Below are 15294 nucleotides of genomic sequence, written 5' to 3'. Positions count from 1 at the left end.
TACACAACACGCGTGCCATTCCGGCCCGCGGGAAGCCCGGAAACACGGCGATCGCAGACCGAAGCTCGATCTGCGATCGCCGCGACACGCCCAGGCGAAGAAATCCGGGAAATCTTCGAGTGGTGCCGTATAAGTCAGCTCAAGCCAGGTTCGCGCGTTCCGCGTCGATCCAATCGCAGAGGCGCCCGACCCCTTCGGAAACCATGACTCGGGGCTCCCAGTTCAGGGCAGCGCTCGCCTCCGCCACCTCGCACGACGCGTGCCGGACGTCACCGTTGCGGAACTTGCCGTTGATCTGCGGAGCCGGTGCTCCGTAGTGCGCCGCGATGAGCTCGGCGAGGCGGAGGATGGAGGTCCCCTCCCCGGAGCCGATGTCGTAGGCATTCGCGTTGGAGTCGGACTCGAGCGCCCCACGCGTGATGGCATCCGCGACGTCGTCGATGAAGACGAAGTCGCGAATGATCTGACCGTCCTCGTAGACGGGGATGACTCGACCGGCCTTCGCCTCCTGGGCGAAGAAGGACACGATGCCCGTATAGGGGTTGATCAGGGACTGACCGGGCCCGTAGACGTTCTGCAGACGGAACAGCACATCGGTGACACCGAGCGAGAGGCACCAGGAGCGCAGGATGTGCTCCTGCGCGAGCTTGGTCGCCCCGTAGACGCTCGTCGGCGACGGCACCACCTTGGAGGAGACGAACGGCAGGGCGGAGAGCCCCGGGAAGTCCCACTCGCCACGCTCGAGCATCGCCGCGGAACGCTGACCCGGGTAGCTCACGGCCCCCTGGGCATCAACCCAGGCCCCCTCGCCGTAGACCGCACGGCTCGAGGTGAGAACGATCTTTTTCGGGAGCTTGTCGGCGCGCACGAAGGCATCCAGCATCTCCGTCGTGCCGACGACGTTCACCCGCGCGTGCCGCGTCGCCTCCAGCAGCGACTGACCGGTGCCGGTCTCGGCGGCCAGGTGCATGACCACATCCGGGGTGACATCGGCGAGAAGCGAGTCCCAGTCGGCGGCAGAGGTGACGTCGCCCTTCACGAACTCGACGCGTTCGTCCAGCTCGCGAGGTCGTTCCTCAACGGGGTGGATCTGCGGGTGCAGGTTGTCGAAGGCGACCACCCGATCGAAGTGCTCAGGCAGGCGATGAGAGAGAGCGGATCCGATGAACCCGGCTCCCCCGGTGATCAGACAGGTCGTCATGGCGTTGCTCCTTAGGGATCGCCCCAAGGCTAGCGAACGGGTGCGTCCGGCGACGGGGAGACTCACTCGGCCGGAGGAACCGGGATCCAGTTGAGGTAGCGCTCCGTCATCTCGAAGATCACGACGTCGGGCTTGTAGTCGGCAGCCTCGGCGAGCACATCCGGCATCTGCTCCGTGGCGCTCCCGAGGTTGCTCGTCAGCTGCTTCGTCTCGGCGAAGCCCGTCTGCCACGTCGGACCCGCACTGTTGCCCTGGCTGTCGCGCACGATGAAGGCACGGAGGTCGCTCTGCGCGCCGTCCGTGACCGTCGTAGCGGGCAGCTGGAGCATGTCGAGCCCCTTGGCGGCATCCGCATCCAGCACCGACCCGTCGTTGATGGTCGCCTGCATCTTCGGCGGCGCCTGGTCGAGGACCGGGGTACCCCAACCCGTGTCCGTGGTCGGGAAGCCATATGCGGCGAACTCGCTGATGACCGGCATGTCCCCCACGCTGGAGAACTGCAGCGGGGCGAGCGCCTGGTACTTGTCGTCGACCGCGCCGAGGCAGCTCGCGAGCCGCTCCCATCCGATGGCCGCGCCGTACGGCGACCAGTGGCTGTTGCCCGGCGCGTAGACCGCGCCGTTCGCGGCGGCGTCACGCAGGTCCTGTCGGGCGTCGACGATCGGCAGGTCCGGGTGCGCATCCAGCAGGTAGTCGAAGGCGGTTGGGCCGCGCAGCTCCTGAGCCCACTCGGGCAGGTGCTCCGGATACACCGACCAGTCCGCTGGCACGATCTGGATCACGAAGTCGATGCCCTGCGCGCTGAGGCCTTCGTCGATGGTGCGGAAGTAGTCGCCCCACTCCTCGCTCTCCTCCTCGCTCAGGAAGCTGCGGCCGAGCGACTGCGAGAAGTTGTTCGCCTGGGTGTCACCCCAGAAGACCCAGCCGTCCTGGCCGGGCACATAGAGCTGCGCGTCCGGGTTCGACCTGATCTGCTCGTTCCAGACGACCTCGCTGGCGTCGCGTTCGTCACCGGTCCACGGGGACTCGGCCACCGTGTCGACGAGCCCTGGCTGGCACTGAGCGGTGGGAAGCCTCGGCTCCTCCGACGCCGGGGCCACCTCCGGGGGCTCGAACTGCTCCTGGGCGATGGCCTGACGGGTCTGGTAGCCGGCGAGCGTCGCGACGATGGCGGCGACGATGAGGAGGATGAGCGGGATGAGCCGAACGCGGTGCCAGCGCTGCGCCCAGGTCAGGCGGCCGCCCTCGGACTTCGGTTCCTCGAAGCCGCTGTCGGGACGAAGCCCGCTTGGTCCAACCGCGGTCATCGGCGTGCCTCCACATGTCCATCGCGGATTCGCGTCGCGAAGTTCGACGACGAGTAGGCCGGGTTGACGATCCTGCCCTTGACGGCATCGACGTAGGGCGCGCCTCTCGCGAGGAGCCAGGCGAGCCACTTGGGCGTCCAGTTCTTGAGGCTCATCGCCGGGCTCTCGATCAGGTGCCAGGAGGCGTAAGCGCAGATGTGCGCGGCGACGGCGATGACCAGGTGGTACACGAACCAGCCGGCGTTCTGCAGCCCGAAGTACGCCCCGAACTGCATGAGCGGCCAGGCGAAGATGTAGATGCCGTAGGAGAGGTCGCCGTGCTTCTCCCAGCGGTTGAGGCGCGGGGTGCGGATCGCGAACCACATGAGGAAGTACATGAGGCCGTACTGGCCCCACATGTTCCAGCCCCCGAACGCGTAGGCGAAGCCGGCGACGCCGAGCGCGAGGACCGCGAGGCGGTCGTCGATCGGGATCTTGTCCCCGAACAGGGCGAACAGCATGCCGAACGCGAAGGGGGCGAAGAACATCGGGTAGAAGGGATTGGTGAGCAGCGGGCTGAGCGAGGTCATCTCGACCCAGCCGCTCCAGGTCAGGAAGTTGACGCCGATGATGCCGAAGGCGATGATCGCGCCGACGATGCGGTTCGAGAACACTCCGAAGAGGCCGAGGATGCCCACGAGGATGTACGCGCGGAACTCGTAGAACAGGGTCCAGGCCGAGCCGTTCCAGTCGAAGCCGCCGATGCTCGCGAACGGGAGCGAGCTGCCCATGCCCGCGATGTTGCGCTGGCCGAGCTCGAGCCACATGTTGTTCAGGAAGTACGTGAACGGCGACTCGGTGTCGGCATCCCAGAAGCCCGCCATCGAGCCTGTCTCCTGGTGCCAGGCGATCGGCGCGAGGATGAACGCCGTCGTGAGCAGCGCGAGCCAGAAGGCAGGGAAGATACGGAGGGCCCGCCGCCAGAAGAAGCGGAAGATCGTCGACTTGCCGCGACGGCTCTGCGTGATGAGGTAGCCGGAGAAGAAGAAGAAGCCTGCGACGGCGACGCCGCCGATGGACTGCTCGCTGGAGATCTGCGTGCCGAGGTCATGTCCGCCGTAGAAGCCAGCGAGGGGCCCTGCGTGCGCGAAGATGACCGCGAAGGCGAGGAGCCATCGGAGGAACCCGATGCTGTTGGCCCGTGGATCGAAGGCCTTGTCGAGCGTCAGCGGCATAGCTTCCTTGGTCGTGGAGTCGAGCGCCCGCAAGCAGGCGGCGCTCCATCCTACACAGGGAGCAGAATCGCATTTCGGGCCGTCACGCCGGAAATCCGGGGTTCAGATCAGGTGACGGTGACCGTCATCGGCTCGCTGACGCCGCTGCCCGCTGGCCCCTCGTACTGCATGACGGCTTCCCAGTCACCGGCTTTGATCGCCGGGTCGCGCAGGTTGACGATGCAGCTGGAGGCCTGGGTGTCCGCCGAGGTCGGTGCAGTCGCCGTCGCCGTCGCGACGAACGTCTCCGGCCCGTTCTTCAGGATCAGCGTGCAGGTGCCGCCCGGCTCGGTCGTCGACACGAGGGCCGCCGCGGAGATGACGCTCTGGTCCGGCACCCAGTAGGCGCGGCCGAGCGAGACCTGCACGGCAGATCCCTCTGCCGGCTGGCTGGGCTCCGCCGTCGTGGTCTCGGTCACCGTGACCGTCGGGACCGGCGTCGCCGTCACGATGAGCGTCTCGGGGACTGCGACCTCAGTCGACTGGGGCATGGAGGTAGCTGGCACCGTGTTGTCAGGCGGCGCCTGCTGCCCGAGCGGGTTCATGAGCACGAACACGATCGCGGCGATCGCCACGGCCGCCGCGATGAGGAGGCCGATGATCAGCCCTCGCCCAGTGCCACGGCGCTCGGCCTGGCTCTCCAGCTCTTCGAGCTCGTCGGGGTCGTACTGTCCGCCGAGCGGCGTCTCGCCGTTGCTCATCTGCCACCTCCAGTCGCAGACACGCTACCCCGGCGGAGGTCGGGGCCTCCTGATGCCGCGCCGCGAAGGGCGGTCAGCGGAGGCGCGACACCAGGCCCTTGGCGTCCGCGGCGAGGCGCCGGAGCGGCTCCTCGAGCGCGGGCGCACGACGGAGCACGGCCGCGGCGACCCGCGCGAAGCCGCTGCCGCCGGGCCGGCGAGCGCGCGCGAGACGGTGCGGTGCCCGCACATCCGAGCCGAACTCGGCGACGAGATCCTCGTACTTCGCGGCGAGCAGTGCGTAGTCGCTCGCGAGGCCGTCTGCGGTCTCCGCCTCGGAGACGGCGAACCCGGCGTCGAACACGAGCCGGCTCGCGATCAGGTCGAGGAGCGTCGCGAGCTCCCCCTCCGGGAAGCGCGACTCGAGCGGCGCGTAGCCGAGCGAGCCGAGGGCTCCCGCGAGTGGTCGGAGCGCATCCACCCGGTACGCCGCGAACCCCGCGTACGGAGCGATCGGCGCGTTCGCATCGAGCGGCGCATCCGCACCGAGCGTCGCGGAGAGCAGAGCGGCCCTGGTGCGCGCGCCGCGCCAGCCGTCACCGAGCAGTCCGGTCCCGATGGGCGGCGTCACCGGCACCACCATGCCGAGGCGGCCATGGTCGGCGAACTCCCACGCGAGCGGTTCCGCTCGCTCGAAGATGACCCTCCTGCCCCGCTGGCGCGCCAGCATCGACGCGCTTGCCGGAGCCGAGCCCAGCGAGTCTGCGGCAGCCGACTCGACCAGCAGCAGGTCAGCTGCCAGCAGCCGCTCGTCGCCGCCGGCCAGCCTGCGCCAGAAGTCACCGCGGACGATGCGCACGTGCAGACCCGAGATCGTCGCCGACTCGTCGCCGCTCGCCGCGTCTCGAAGCCACTCGTGCGTGAGCGCAGTGGATGCGCGCCGCAGCACCCGAGGGCCAGCCCCGACGCCGCCAGCGAGCACGCGACTCGGCGCGAACCGTGCCGTTCCCTCGACGAGCACGTCGACGGGGAAGCCCCGTCGCTCGAGATCGAGAGCGACGTCCCGAGCCGAGACCCCGCGGTGGTCGAGCTCGACGGGGTCGTGGAAGAACACGCGGCGCTTCACGAGGGGCGCCCCCGCCTCGAGCAGCAGCAGCGGGGTCTCGAGGCTGGCGTTGGCGACGGGCGCCCCGTCCACCCGGAAGTTGCCCGCAGGGAACTGCGCGCCGACCGAGAAGCCACGCTCCGCGAAGAACGGGGAGAAGCGCGCCTCGTGGTGGCGAACCGAGTCGTCGTACGAGCGGATCTCGGGCATGGACGCCCAGTACTCGGCCCACGCGTCGCTCACCACGACGTCTCGCCGCACGGCGATCCAATGCGATTGCAGGTGCGACGGCAGGGTGCCGCGTCGCGTGTACGGGTCAGGGGTGAGCTCGCCGTGCTCCGTCACGCCCCACACGTCGTGCCCCGCGGCATCCGCCCACGCGAACGTCTCGGCGAAGTCGCCGACGGGACCGAAGAAGGTGTAGTTCGCGAGCACGACCTCGTCGAAGGCCGCGAGGCGCTCCGGACCGATCTCCTCGAGCGCCGCGCGATAGCCACCCACATCGAAGCCCTCGTTCGGCCGCTCGAAGACCCTGTCGGCGACGGACGCGAGCGACTCGCGCGAAGCATCGGTCACCGAGCCGTTCACGACGACGAAGAGCTCGCTGGCGTGCCCCCGCAAGCCCTGCAGAGCCCGGAGCACACCGGCATCGGCGAGGCCGGCCCGGTCGAAGAGCAGGTAGATGACAAGTCGATTCATAGTCACGGGCGGCCGCTGCGGCCGACTCCTCCCCTGAGCGCGTGCAGACTCGTGCCAAGCTAGCACCACCGCGCACCGAGACAGAGGAGAGCAGATGCCAGCTTCGCGACTCGTCGCCGAACGCCGCCAGGAGGATGCCCGCGAGCAGCGACTCGGAGACGCCCCCGTCACCGCGGTCGTCTGCACGCACAACGGCGAGCAGTTCCTCGAGCAGCAGCTGCAGAGCATCCTCTCGCAGAGCCACCCCATCACCGAGGTCATCGTCTCCGACGACGCCTCGAGCGACGGAACGGTCGAGCTCGCGCGCCGCGTGCTGGAAGCGTCCGACCGCGCGTTCCGCATCTACACCCGCGACGAGCCGCTCCGGGTGAGCGCGAACTTCGCCTTCGCACTCGGCGAGGCCCGCACCGAGTACCTCGCCACCAGCGACCAGGACGACGTGTGGCACCCCAAGAAGGTCGAGCGCCTCCTCGCCGCCCTCGTCGGCGACGACCAGGCCCTGCTCGCGCACTCCGACGCGCTCCTCGTCGACGAGGACGGCGAGCCCATCGGCGGCACCCTCCTCGAGTCGCTGGAGATCACCGACACCGAATGGCGCGACTACGAGAACGGGCGGCAGCTCGAGGCGCTCACAGCCCGCAACTTCGTGACCGGCGCCACCATGATGCTGCGGGCGTCCCTCGTCTTCCGGGCCGGCAACGCGCCGGAGCCGTGGATCCACGACGAGTGGCTCGCCACGACGGCGGCGCTCGTGAACGGACTCCGCGTCGTGCGCGAACCCCTCATCGACTACCGCCAGCACACCGGCAACCAGATCGGCCAGACCGCACCCACCCTGCGGGTGAAGATCGCGCAGGCGACCAAGGACGGCTCCGCCGACCAGCTGCGCCGCTACCGCCGCGCCGTGGCGCTGCTGCGTCGCGTCAGCGAGCTCGGCGGCACCCCCGAGCAGGAAGCGCACGTCCGGCGCAAGGTCGCCCACGAACGGCAGCGGCTCGAGCTGCCGGCTTCGCGCATCCGTCGCCTCCCCCGAATTCTCAGGTGGACCCTGCGCGGCCGCTACGCGAACTACTCGCGCGGGAGCTACGACATCGCCCGCGACCTCTTCCAATCGCTGCGGGAACGCGACGAGCGCTGACCGGCCAAGAGCGCTGACGCTGAGCGCCGCACGGACGACGAAGGCCGTGACCCCCGAGGGGGCCACGGCCTTCGCTGCCAAGCAGGGGCTCGCTACGCGAGGAGTCCCTGCATGTAGCGTCCGTATCCGCTCTTCTGCAGCGGCTTCGCGAGCTCCGCGAACTGCGCGTCGTCGATCCACCCGGCGCGCCACGCGATCTCCTCGATGCAGCCGATCTTGAAGCCCTGACGGTCCTCGATCACGCGAACGTACTCGCTCGCCTGCATCATCGACTCGAACGTGCCGGTGTCCAGCCACGCCGTGCCACGGTCGAGCACCTGCACCTGCAGCTTGCCCGCATCCAGGTACGCCGAGTTGACGCTCGAGATCTCGAGCTCGCCGCGCGCGGAAGGCTCCACGCTCTTCGCGATCCCGACCACGTCGTTGTCGTAGAAGTAGAGGCCGGGCACCGCGTAGTTCGACTTCGGCACCTCCGGCTTCTCCTCGATCGACACGGCCCTGTTGTGCTCATCGAACTCGACGACGCCATACGCGACCGGGTTCGACACGTGATAGGCGAAGATCAGGCCGCCATCGAGCACGTTGTTGCCGCGCAGCGACGAGCCGAGCCCCGAGCCGTGGAAGATGTTGTCGCCGAGCACCAGCGCGACCGAGTCGTCGCCGATGAACTCCTCGCCGATGATGAACGCCTGCGCGAGCCCATCCGGCGACGGCTGCACGGCGTACTCGATGCGCATCCCGAGCTGCGAGCCGTCACCCAGCAGGGCGCGGAACTGCTCGTTGTACTCGGGCGTCGTGATGATCAGCACCTCGCGGATGTCCGCCATCATGAGCGTCGACAGCGGGTAGTAGATCATCGGCTTGTCGTAGATGGGCATGAGCTGCTTCGAGATGCCCTTGGTGATCGGCCACAGACGCGTGCCGGAGCCGCCGGCCAGGATGATTCCCTTCATGGCTACGCACCCGCCTTCGCGCTGAGCTCCGCGTAGTAGGCACGAGCCTCTTCCCAGCTGGGAAGGAGACCAGATGCGGCCGCCTCCGCAAGCGAGGGGGCATCCGTGTCCTTCGGGGAGAGCAGCAGCTCGCCGGCCTCCTCGGGGAAGCGCAGGTCGACGTCCTTGTCGAGCGGGTTGATGCCGTGCTCGCGCTCCGCGTGGTAGGTGTCGGTGACGAGGTAGCTGACCGTCGCGTCATCCGTCAGCGCCACGAACGCGTGACCGAGCCCCTCGGACAGGTAGATGGCCTTGCGGTCGACGTCGTCGAGACGGACCGAGTCCCACTCGCCGAACTTCGGCGAGCCCGTGCGGATGTCGATGACGAAGTCGAGCACAGCTCCGCGCGTGCACGTCACGTACTTCGACTGGCTCGGCGGAATGTCCGCGAAGTGGATGCCACGGACCACGCCCCGCGTCGACACCGAGGTGTTCGCCTGCTTGAGGTCGATCGAGTGTCCGACAGCTTCTGCGAGCTTGTCGAAGCGGTACCACTCCAGGAACACGCCACGGTCGTCGCCGAACTGCTTCGGCGTGATCTCGTAACTGTCTGGGATGCTGAGTTCGCGAATCTCCATGCCGAGGAGTCTAGTGCGGCACGGATTGCGAATGCTCGCCGAGACACTCGGCCATACTTGGACGCTGGCGGACCGCCACGCAAGGAACCGCACAAAGAAAGAGGAATGACGGGATGCACACCAACGCCGAGCCGCGCCCGCTGCCGCGCGTCGCCGTCCTCCTCGCGACGCACATGGGGAAGACCTACCTCGACGAGCAGCTCGACTCGATCCTCGACCAGGCAGGCGCCGACCTCCACGTGTACGTGTCCGACGACGGATCAACCGACGGCACCCTCGAGCTCCTCGCCGAGCGCGCCGCCGCCGATGCGCGCATCACGATCCTCTCCCCGGAGACCTTCGGCGCACCCGCACCCAACTTCTTCCGCCTGCTCACCACGATCCCCATCGAGGAGTTCGACTACGTCGGCTTCGCGGACCAGGACGACGTGTGGATGCCCGCCAAGCTCGAACGTCACATCCGGCTCCTCACCGAAGCTCGCGCCGACGGCATCTCCTCCAACGTCACCGCGTTCACCGAGGACGGCGCGCGCATCCTCATCAAGAAGGACTACCCTCAGCGCCTCGCCGACCACCTCTTCGAGACGCCTGGCCCCGGATCCACGTTCCTCCTCACCCAGCGATTCGCGCGGCTCGTCGCAGACCAGCTCGACAACGCCGACTCCCCCGCGCGCGAGGCCTTCGCCCACGACTGGCTCATCTACGCGCTCGCGCGATCGGCAGGGCTCCGGTGGATCATCGACGGCGAGTCGACCGTCGACTACCGCCAGCACGTCGCCAACGCCGTCGGCGCCAACACCGGCCTCTCGCAGGCGTGGAAGCGCCTCAGGCTCACCTCGAACCGCTGGCATCGCGGGCAGGTGCAGCTGACCGTCGAGGCGTGCATCCACGTCGCCTCCCCGGACGAGCTGCCGAGACTGCAGTGGCTGCACGAGATCCTCGCCGAGTTCACCTACCGCGACGCGCTCCGCCTCGTGCGACGCTGGCGGCAGCTGCGACGCCGACCACGCGACCGCGCGGCCCTCGCCACCCTCATCGCGACGGGACTGTGGTAGCTCGACGAAGGGCCGCGCTAGAGTAGCTCCGACTGCGCGCGGGTCACACCGCGCCACTCGAACCGCACAACCATCGGCAAATTTCCATCGGCACAGCCCGGCCGACGATTGAACAGGACAGGTATGAAACTTCTCGTGACCGGCGGGGCCGGCTTCATCGGCTCGAACTTCGTGCGCCGCGCGCTCCAGGACCAGTACGAGGGTCTGGAGGGTGTCGAGGTCGTCGTGCTGGACAAGCTGACCTACTCCGGCAACCTCGAGAATCTCGCACCCGTCTCCGACTCCGAGCGGTTCACGTTCGTCGAGGGCGACATCACCGACGACGTCGTGCTCGACGAGTGGATCCCGAAGGTGGACGCGGTCGTCCACTTCGCCGCCGAGTCGCACGTCGACCGTTCCGTGCGCGACGCCTCCGTGTTCATCGAGACCAACGTCGTTGGCACGCAGAAGCTGCTCGACGCGGCACTGCGCCACGAGCTGCCCCGCTTCGTGCACGTCTCCACCGACGAGGTCTACGGCTCGATCGAAGAGGGAAGCTGGAGCGAGACGTTCCCACTCGAGCCCAACTCGCCCTACTCGGCGTCGAAGGCATCCTCCGACCTCATCGCGCGTTCGTACCACCGCACGCACGGCCTGAACGTGTCGATCACGCGCTGCTCGAACAACTACGGCCCGTATCACTTCCCCGAGAAGGTCATCCCGCTCTTCGTCACGAACCTCATCGACGACAAGCACGTTCCCCTCTACGGCGAGGGCAACAACATCCGCGACTGGCTGCACGTGGACGACCACTGCCGCGGCATCGCGATGGTGCTCGTCGGCGGCAAGGCCGGCGAGATCTACAACATCGGCGGCGGCACCGAGCTCACGAACAAGGAGCTCACGCAGCTCCTCCTCGACGCGACCGGCAAGGACTGGTCCTACGTCGACCGCGTCCAGGACCGCCTCGGCCACGACCTCCGCTACTCCGTCGACATCTCCAAGATCCAGCGCGAGCTGGGGTACGAGCCCAAGGTTCCGTTCGAGCAGGGCCTGGCTGACGTGGTGCAGTGGTACCGCGACAACCGCACCTGGTGGGAGCCGCTGAAGGAACGCGCCGCCCTGTGACCGATTCGACGTCTGTCCCCGCCGCGGCGGCCGCACCTGCGGTCGCCGCGCGGTTCCTGATCACGGGTGCATCCGGGATGCTCGGCCGTGACCTGCAGCGCGCCCTCGCGGGCCGCGAGGTCACGGCTCTGGATCGCGCCGCGCTCGACATCACCGACCCCGCAGCGGTCGAGGCCGCTGTGGCGGGGCATGACGTCGTCATCAACGCCGCCGCGTACACGAACGTGGACGGCGCGGAGACCGACGAGGAGACCGCCTTCGCGGTCAACGCAACGGGCCCCGGCGTCCTCGCGGCCGCCGCCGCGAAGCACGGTGCGCGGCTCGTGCACGTCTCCACCGACTACGTCTTCCGCGGCGACGCCACCACCCCGTATGAAGAAGGCGCCGCCCACGACCCGATCTCCGCCTACGGTCGCACGAAGGCCGCCGGCGAGAGGGCCGTCCGCGACACGCTGCCAGACGCGTCCTACATCGTTCGCACGGCCTGGCTCTACGGAGCAGACGGCCCGAACTTCGCGAAGACGATGGCCCGTCTCGCAGCGACCAAGCCCGAGGTCTCCGTCGTCTCCGACCAGCTCGGACAGCCCACGTACTCCGCCGACCTCGCAGCGCAGATCGTCGCGCTCATCGACGCGGGCGCGCCCGCCGGCATCTACCACGGGACGAACGCCGGCGTCACGTCCTGGTACGACTTCGCGAAGCAGATCTTCCGCCTCGCGGGTTTCGCCCCAGAGAACGTCAAGGAGACGGACAGCAGCGCCTTCGTCCGCCCCGCCCCTCGCCCCGCCTACTCCGTCCTCGGCCATGACGCCTGGGCGAACGCGGCAGTTCCACCCATGCGGCCCTGGCTCGATGCCCTCGAAGACGCCGCCGCGCAAGGAGTCCTCAGAGCCTGATGGTTACCCTTCGTGTTCTCCTCGACCATGCCGCCGACGAGCTTCCGGGCGGCACCCGCCGCTACAGCCAGGAGCTCGGCCGACAGCTCATCACGCGCGCGCCCCGCGGCTGCGACGTCGAGGCGATCATCCCCCGGCGCACCCGCGACGAGGTTGCGCTCCTCGAGGAGCGCGTCCCCGGCCTGACGAGCGTCGTCCAGGCTCCCCTGCGCCCGGAGCGCCTCGAGTCGTCCTGGTCACGCGGGCTCCTGACGAACGCGGTCGGTGGCGGGTTCATCCACAGCTTCACGCCCCTCGCGCCCATGCGCGACATCTCGCTCAGCCAGGGCATCGACCAGACGGTCGTCACCTGGCACGACATGACCGCGTTCACCCATCCGGAGCTCATCGGCTCGCACACCGTGAAGCACCACAAGGCGCTCCTGCGTCGCGCGTTCCGCTACGCGAGCGGCATCGTCGTGCCGACGAACGCCGTCGCCGACCAGATCATCGAGCGCTTCGACTTCGGTGACCGCGTGCGCGTCATGAGCCCGGCCGCCGCCTCCAGCATCCGCCTCCCCGAGTCCGAGGGAGCAGGGGACGCGATCGCCGACACGCTCGGCCTGCCCGACGAGTACGTGCTGACGCTCGCATCACTGCACAAGCGCCACGGCCTCGCCCAGCTCGTCAAGGCCCTCGACGACAAGGACCTCGCCGGCGTCACGCTCGTCGTCGTCGGTCCGACAGAGCGCGGAGAGGTCACGCTCGAGGGGCTCATCAGCGACTCCGGCGTCGCACGCGACCGCGTCGTGTCCGTCGGCGTCGTCACCGACGAGCAGCTGGCCGTCGCCCTCCAGCGGGCCAGCGCCCTGGTCGTGCCCAGCCTCAGCGCCGGTTTCGGCCTGCCCATCATCGAGGCCTTCAAGTTCGGCACCCCCGTCATCACCTCCGACGACCCAGCCCTCGTCGAGGTCGGCCTCGACGCCACCCTCGTCGTCGAGCGCGGCCACGGACTCGCCGACAGCGGCTACCCCGAGCGCCTCGCCGGCGCCATCGCGGGAGTGCTCGGCGACAGCGACCTCGAACGTCGGCTCCGCCTCGCCGGCAAGGACCGCGGCGGGATGTTCTCGTGGGAGATTGCCGCCGACCAGGTCTGGAACTTCCACGCTGACCTCTAGCCTCTCGGCACGGCAGAACGACGCGTTCGGCGCGGGACATGGATTGACGTTGGACGTGGTTCTGCAGTGGGGCGCCTCGCTCCTCACCCTGTGCGGGTTCGGCCTCGCCATGGGACTCAACCCCGCACTGTACGCAGCGACCGGAGACCTGCTCGCTCGCAACATCGACGTCGGCAAGCGGCTGGGGTGGATGCTCCTGGGACTGGCCCTCGGCGCCACGGTCCTGCTGCTCGTCTTCCGCAGCTTCGACCCGACCACGCTCGTCACGACGCTCCGCGGCAGCCTCGACACGGCACTCCTGAACAGGACGCTCGACCTCATCGTCGGCACCATCTTCCTGGTCTCCGCGACCGCCGTCCTCATCTGGCGAGCGCGCGCCCGCGACTTCCCGAGGAAGCCGAAGACAGGGTCGAAGCCACGCGCATCCGCCGCCGGCTACTTCCTGCTCGGCCTGGGGGCCTGCGTGGGTTTCACGACTCTCCCGATCATGTACCTCACGGGGCGCCTCCTCCACGGACTCACCGCAGATGACCCGCTGCGCGTCGTCGCCTACGCGGTGTTCCTGCTCGCCCTGGCAGCGCCCTTCCTCACCCTCGCCTGGGTGTGGACGAAGATCCCCTCGCTCGCCGCCCGCGTCGTCGGGTTCTACTCCAGAGCAGCCGACTGGGACTACCGGCGAACACTCGCGATCCTCCTCGTCCTCGCGGGCCTGCTCTTCCTCTGGCTTGGGATCTTCGCGCCTCGCGGCCTCTGATCAGCCGCGCCCCGAGCCTCCACGTCCACGCCTCCACCTGGGGCCTCCGCCTCCCCACCGCCTCGGGATGGCCTATCCCCCCTGTCCACCCCAGCCTCTCGGGCCAGCCGATCCCCTCCCCCTGCCCGCCTCAACCTCTCGGGCTGGAAACATCACTTCGTTGCGGGAACATTCGCCGAACCAAGTGAGTTTGCCAGCCCGAGTATCCGGAATTCGAGCCAGCCATCGGCTGTTTTGGGAGTCGTCGCCCACCCGCGCTGTGCATAACTTCCCGTCCGGGATCGCGGAATCTCTACCGTGGGCCTCATGACAGCAGCATCAGCGCCCGTACCGCCCGGGCAAGGGCAGGCGTTCACTACCGGCGCGGGGCTCCGTTCCGGGCTCAGCCGCCGAGAGGTCTTCGGTTCGAGCTTCGCGCGACCGCACCACGGAATCCGAGCCACCGCGGAGCCGGCCACGCCCGAGGAACTCGCCAGGGCCTACCTGCCGCGGATGCGCGAGTGGCAGGCATTCGGAGACGTCACAGCAGGCCTGTTCTGGGGCTTCCCGCTCCCGGGTCGTCTCCGGAACGCGATGACGGTGCATGTCGTGGTGCCGACAGGTCGAAATGCACCCAAGGGCAACCGGCTCGCCTCGAGACGCATCTCCCCGGAGAAGTGGGAGCGAGTCGTCCACCAGGGCGCACCCCTGTCGGCTCCTGCGCTGACGTGGGCGCTTCTGTCACGCGTCCTCTCCGTGCAGGAGCTGGTTGTCGTCGGCGATGCCGCCATCTCTACCTCGCGGAACTACCCCTCTCTGCGGCGACCGTCCGAGCCGAGCATCACTGGTGACGAGCACAGCGGCGCACCCCCGCTCGCCGCTCTTGACAAGCTGGTCGACATCAACCAGGTCTGGGGCCGGACAGTCGGAGCATCGCGACTTCGCCTGGCTCTCGGGCGGATCCGCGCGGGAGTGGAGTCGCCGATGGAGACCTTGACGCGTCTGGCTCTCGTCGACGCCGGGCTTCCCGAGCCTGAAGTTGCCTACGAGGTCTTCCAGAGGGGACGCTTCCTTGGACGCGTGGACCTCGCCTATCCGGAATTCAAGGTCGCTATCGAGTACGACGGCGAGCATCACTGGACGAAGGAGCAGGCTATGAAGGATCTCGCGCGCATCAACCGCATCCAGCACGCCGGCTGGCTTGTGATCCGCGTGACGAGGAAGCAGCTGACCCCGAACCCTGCGGAGTTCTTCGCGCAGGTGCGTGCAGCGATGCGGCGTGCGCGCTGAAACGCGCCCTCTCGGGCTGGAGAAGTCACTTTGTGCTGGAGAACTTCCCACAAAAGAGGGACGTTTCCATCCCGAGAGCCTTGGAAGGGGCGGGGCGGGGCGG

Annotated in this window: 14 protein-coding genes; 7 read left to right on the top strand and 7 right to left on the bottom strand. The window is 68.5% G+C overall.

Translation table 11 applies throughout. The features are described 5' to 3' along the window. Window positions 1-139 precede the first annotated feature (139 nt). From C5E10_RS04085 to C5E10_RS04065, 5 genes are all read right to left on the bottom strand, one after another. Window positions 140-1201: an NAD(P)-dependent oxidoreductase gene (locus C5E10_RS04085; RefSeq protein WP_104330561.1), complete on the bottom strand. Its 1062-nt coding sequence runs from the start codon at window positions 1199-1201 to the stop codon at window positions 140-142. A gap of 62 nt (window positions 1202-1263) precedes the next feature. After that, entirely contained in the window at window positions 1264-2508 is a 1245-nt protein-coding gene (locus C5E10_RS04080; protein ID WP_104330560.1) for a hypothetical protein, read from the bottom strand. After that, window positions 2505-3722 carry an acyltransferase gene (locus tag C5E10_RS04075; RefSeq protein WP_104330559.1) on the bottom strand — a complete coding sequence of 406 codons (1218 nt, stop codon included), beginning with the start codon at window positions 3720-3722 and terminating at the stop codon, window positions 2505-2507. The genes C5E10_RS04080 and C5E10_RS04075 overlap by 4 nt, the downstream gene beginning before the upstream one ends. Window positions 3723-3829: 107 nt before the next feature. After that, window positions 3830-4462, bottom strand: coding sequence for a hypothetical protein (locus tag C5E10_RS04070; RefSeq protein ID WP_104330558.1), 633 nt, complete (start codon window positions 4460-4462; stop codon window positions 3830-3832). Window positions 4463-4535: 73 nt separating this feature from the next. Further along, a complete protein-coding gene (locus C5E10_RS04065) occupies window positions 4536-6245 on the bottom strand; it encodes a rhamnan synthesis F family protein (protein ID WP_258070996.1) in 1710 nt (569 codons plus the stop codon). A 94-nt stretch (window positions 6246-6339) separates the two neighbouring features. On the opposite strand from C5E10_RS04065, the gene C5E10_RS04060 reads away from it, so the two are divergent. Beyond that, entirely contained in the window at window positions 6340-7383 is a 1044-nt protein-coding gene (locus C5E10_RS04060) for a glycosyltransferase family 2 protein (protein WP_104330557.1), read from the top strand. Between the two features lie 92 nt (window positions 7384-7475). Here C5E10_RS04060 and rfbA read toward each other — a convergent pair whose 3' ends face one another. Beyond that, window positions 7476-8336: a glucose-1-phosphate thymidylyltransferase RfbA gene (gene rfbA / locus C5E10_RS04055; RefSeq protein ID WP_104330556.1), complete on the bottom strand. Its 861-nt coding sequence runs from the start codon at window positions 8334-8336 to the stop codon at window positions 7476-7478. A gap of 2 nt (window positions 8337-8338) precedes the next feature. Further along, entirely contained in the window at window positions 8339-8953 is a 615-nt protein-coding gene (locus C5E10_RS04050) for a dTDP-4-dehydrorhamnose 3,5-epimerase family protein (RefSeq protein ID WP_068479667.1), read from the bottom strand. A 113-nt stretch (window positions 8954-9066) separates the two neighbouring features. Here C5E10_RS04050 and C5E10_RS04045 point away from each other — a divergent pair, with 113 nt between their 5' ends. From C5E10_RS04045 to C5E10_RS04020, 6 genes are all read left to right on the top strand, one after another. Further along, window positions 9067-10008 (top strand): glycosyltransferase, encoded by a 942-nt coding sequence (locus tag C5E10_RS04045; protein WP_104330555.1) that lies wholly within the window; start codon window positions 9067-9069, stop codon window positions 10006-10008. 123 nt (window positions 10009-10131) lie between these two features. After that, window positions 10132-11115 (top strand): dTDP-glucose 4,6-dehydratase, encoded by a 984-nt coding sequence (gene rfbB, locus C5E10_RS04040; RefSeq protein WP_068484209.1) that lies wholly within the window; start codon window positions 10132-10134, stop codon window positions 11113-11115. After that, complete coding sequence (gene rfbD, locus C5E10_RS04035) at window positions 11112-12011, top strand: dTDP-4-dehydrorhamnose reductase (RefSeq protein WP_258070995.1); 900 nt, start codon at window positions 11112-11114, stop codon at window positions 12009-12011. The genes rfbB and rfbD overlap by 4 nt, the downstream gene beginning before the upstream one ends. Continuing rightward, a complete protein-coding gene (locus C5E10_RS04030; RefSeq protein WP_104330554.1) occupies window positions 12011-13168 on the top strand; it encodes a glycosyltransferase family 1 protein in 1158 nt (385 codons plus the stop codon). The genes rfbD and C5E10_RS04030 overlap by 1 nt, the downstream gene beginning before the upstream one ends. Before the next feature lie 55 nt (window positions 13169-13223). Beyond that, window positions 13224-13922 carry a hypothetical protein gene (locus C5E10_RS04025; RefSeq protein ID WP_146080145.1) on the top strand — a complete coding sequence of 233 codons (699 nt, stop codon included), beginning with the start codon at window positions 13224-13226 and terminating at the stop codon, window positions 13920-13922. Window positions 13923-14228: 306 nt separating this feature from the next. After that, entirely contained in the window at window positions 14229-15191 is a 963-nt protein-coding gene (locus C5E10_RS04020; protein ID WP_146080144.1) for an endonuclease domain-containing protein, read from the top strand. Window positions 15192-15294: the final 103 nt, after the last annotated feature.

This window comes from Pseudoclavibacter sp. RFBG4, assembly GCF_002931515.1.
Classification (GTDB): domain Bacteria; phylum Actinomycetota; class Actinomycetes; order Actinomycetales; family Microbacteriaceae; genus Pseudoclavibacter.
The sequence above is the reverse complement of the archived record's forward strand: the minus strand, read 5'-3'. Positions and strand labels throughout refer to the sequence as shown.

Bases quoted from the DNA above. Each gene is read 5' to 3' on its own strand.
- rfbB (WP_068484209.1), top strand. From the start codon at position 10,132: ATGAAACTTCTCGTGACCGGCGGGGCCGGCTTCATCGGCTCGAACTTC.
- C5E10_RS04065 (WP_258070996.1), bottom strand. From the start codon at position 6,245: ATGAATCGACTTGTCATCTACCTGCTCTTCGACCGGGCCGGCCTCGCC.
- C5E10_RS04060 (WP_104330557.1), top strand. From the start codon at position 6,340: ATGCCAGCTTCGCGACTCGTCGCCGAACGCCGCCAGGAGGATGCCCGC.
- C5E10_RS04075 (WP_104330559.1), bottom strand. From the start codon at position 3,722: ATGCCGCTGACGCTCGACAAGGCCTTCGATCCACGGGCCAACAGCATC.
- C5E10_RS04080 (WP_104330560.1), bottom strand. From the start codon at position 2,508: ATGACCGCGGTTGGACCAAGCGGGCTTCGTCCCGACAGCGGCTTCGAG.
- C5E10_RS04085 (WP_104330561.1), bottom strand. From the start codon at position 1,201: ATGACGACCTGTCTGATCACCGGGGGAGCCGGGTTCATCGGATCCGCT.
- C5E10_RS04070 (WP_104330558.1), bottom strand. From the start codon at position 4,462: ATGAGCAACGGCGAGACGCCGCTCGGCGGACAGTACGACCCCGACGAG.
- C5E10_RS04030 (WP_104330554.1), top strand. From the start codon at position 12,011: ATGGTTACCCTTCGTGTTCTCCTCGACCATGCCGCCGACGAGCTTCCG.
- C5E10_RS04045 (WP_104330555.1), top strand. From the start codon at position 9,067: ATGCACACCAACGCCGAGCCGCGCCCGCTGCCGCGCGTCGCCGTCCTC.
- C5E10_RS04050 (WP_068479667.1), bottom strand. From the start codon at position 8,953: ATGGAGATTCGCGAACTCAGCATCCCAGACAGTTACGAGATCACGCCG.
- rfbA (WP_104330556.1), bottom strand. From the start codon at position 8,336: ATGAAGGGAATCATCCTGGCCGGCGGCTCCGGCACGCGTCTGTGGCCG.
- C5E10_RS04020 (WP_146080144.1), top strand. From the start codon at position 14,229: ATGACAGCAGCATCAGCGCCCGTACCGCCCGGGCAAGGGCAGGCGTTC.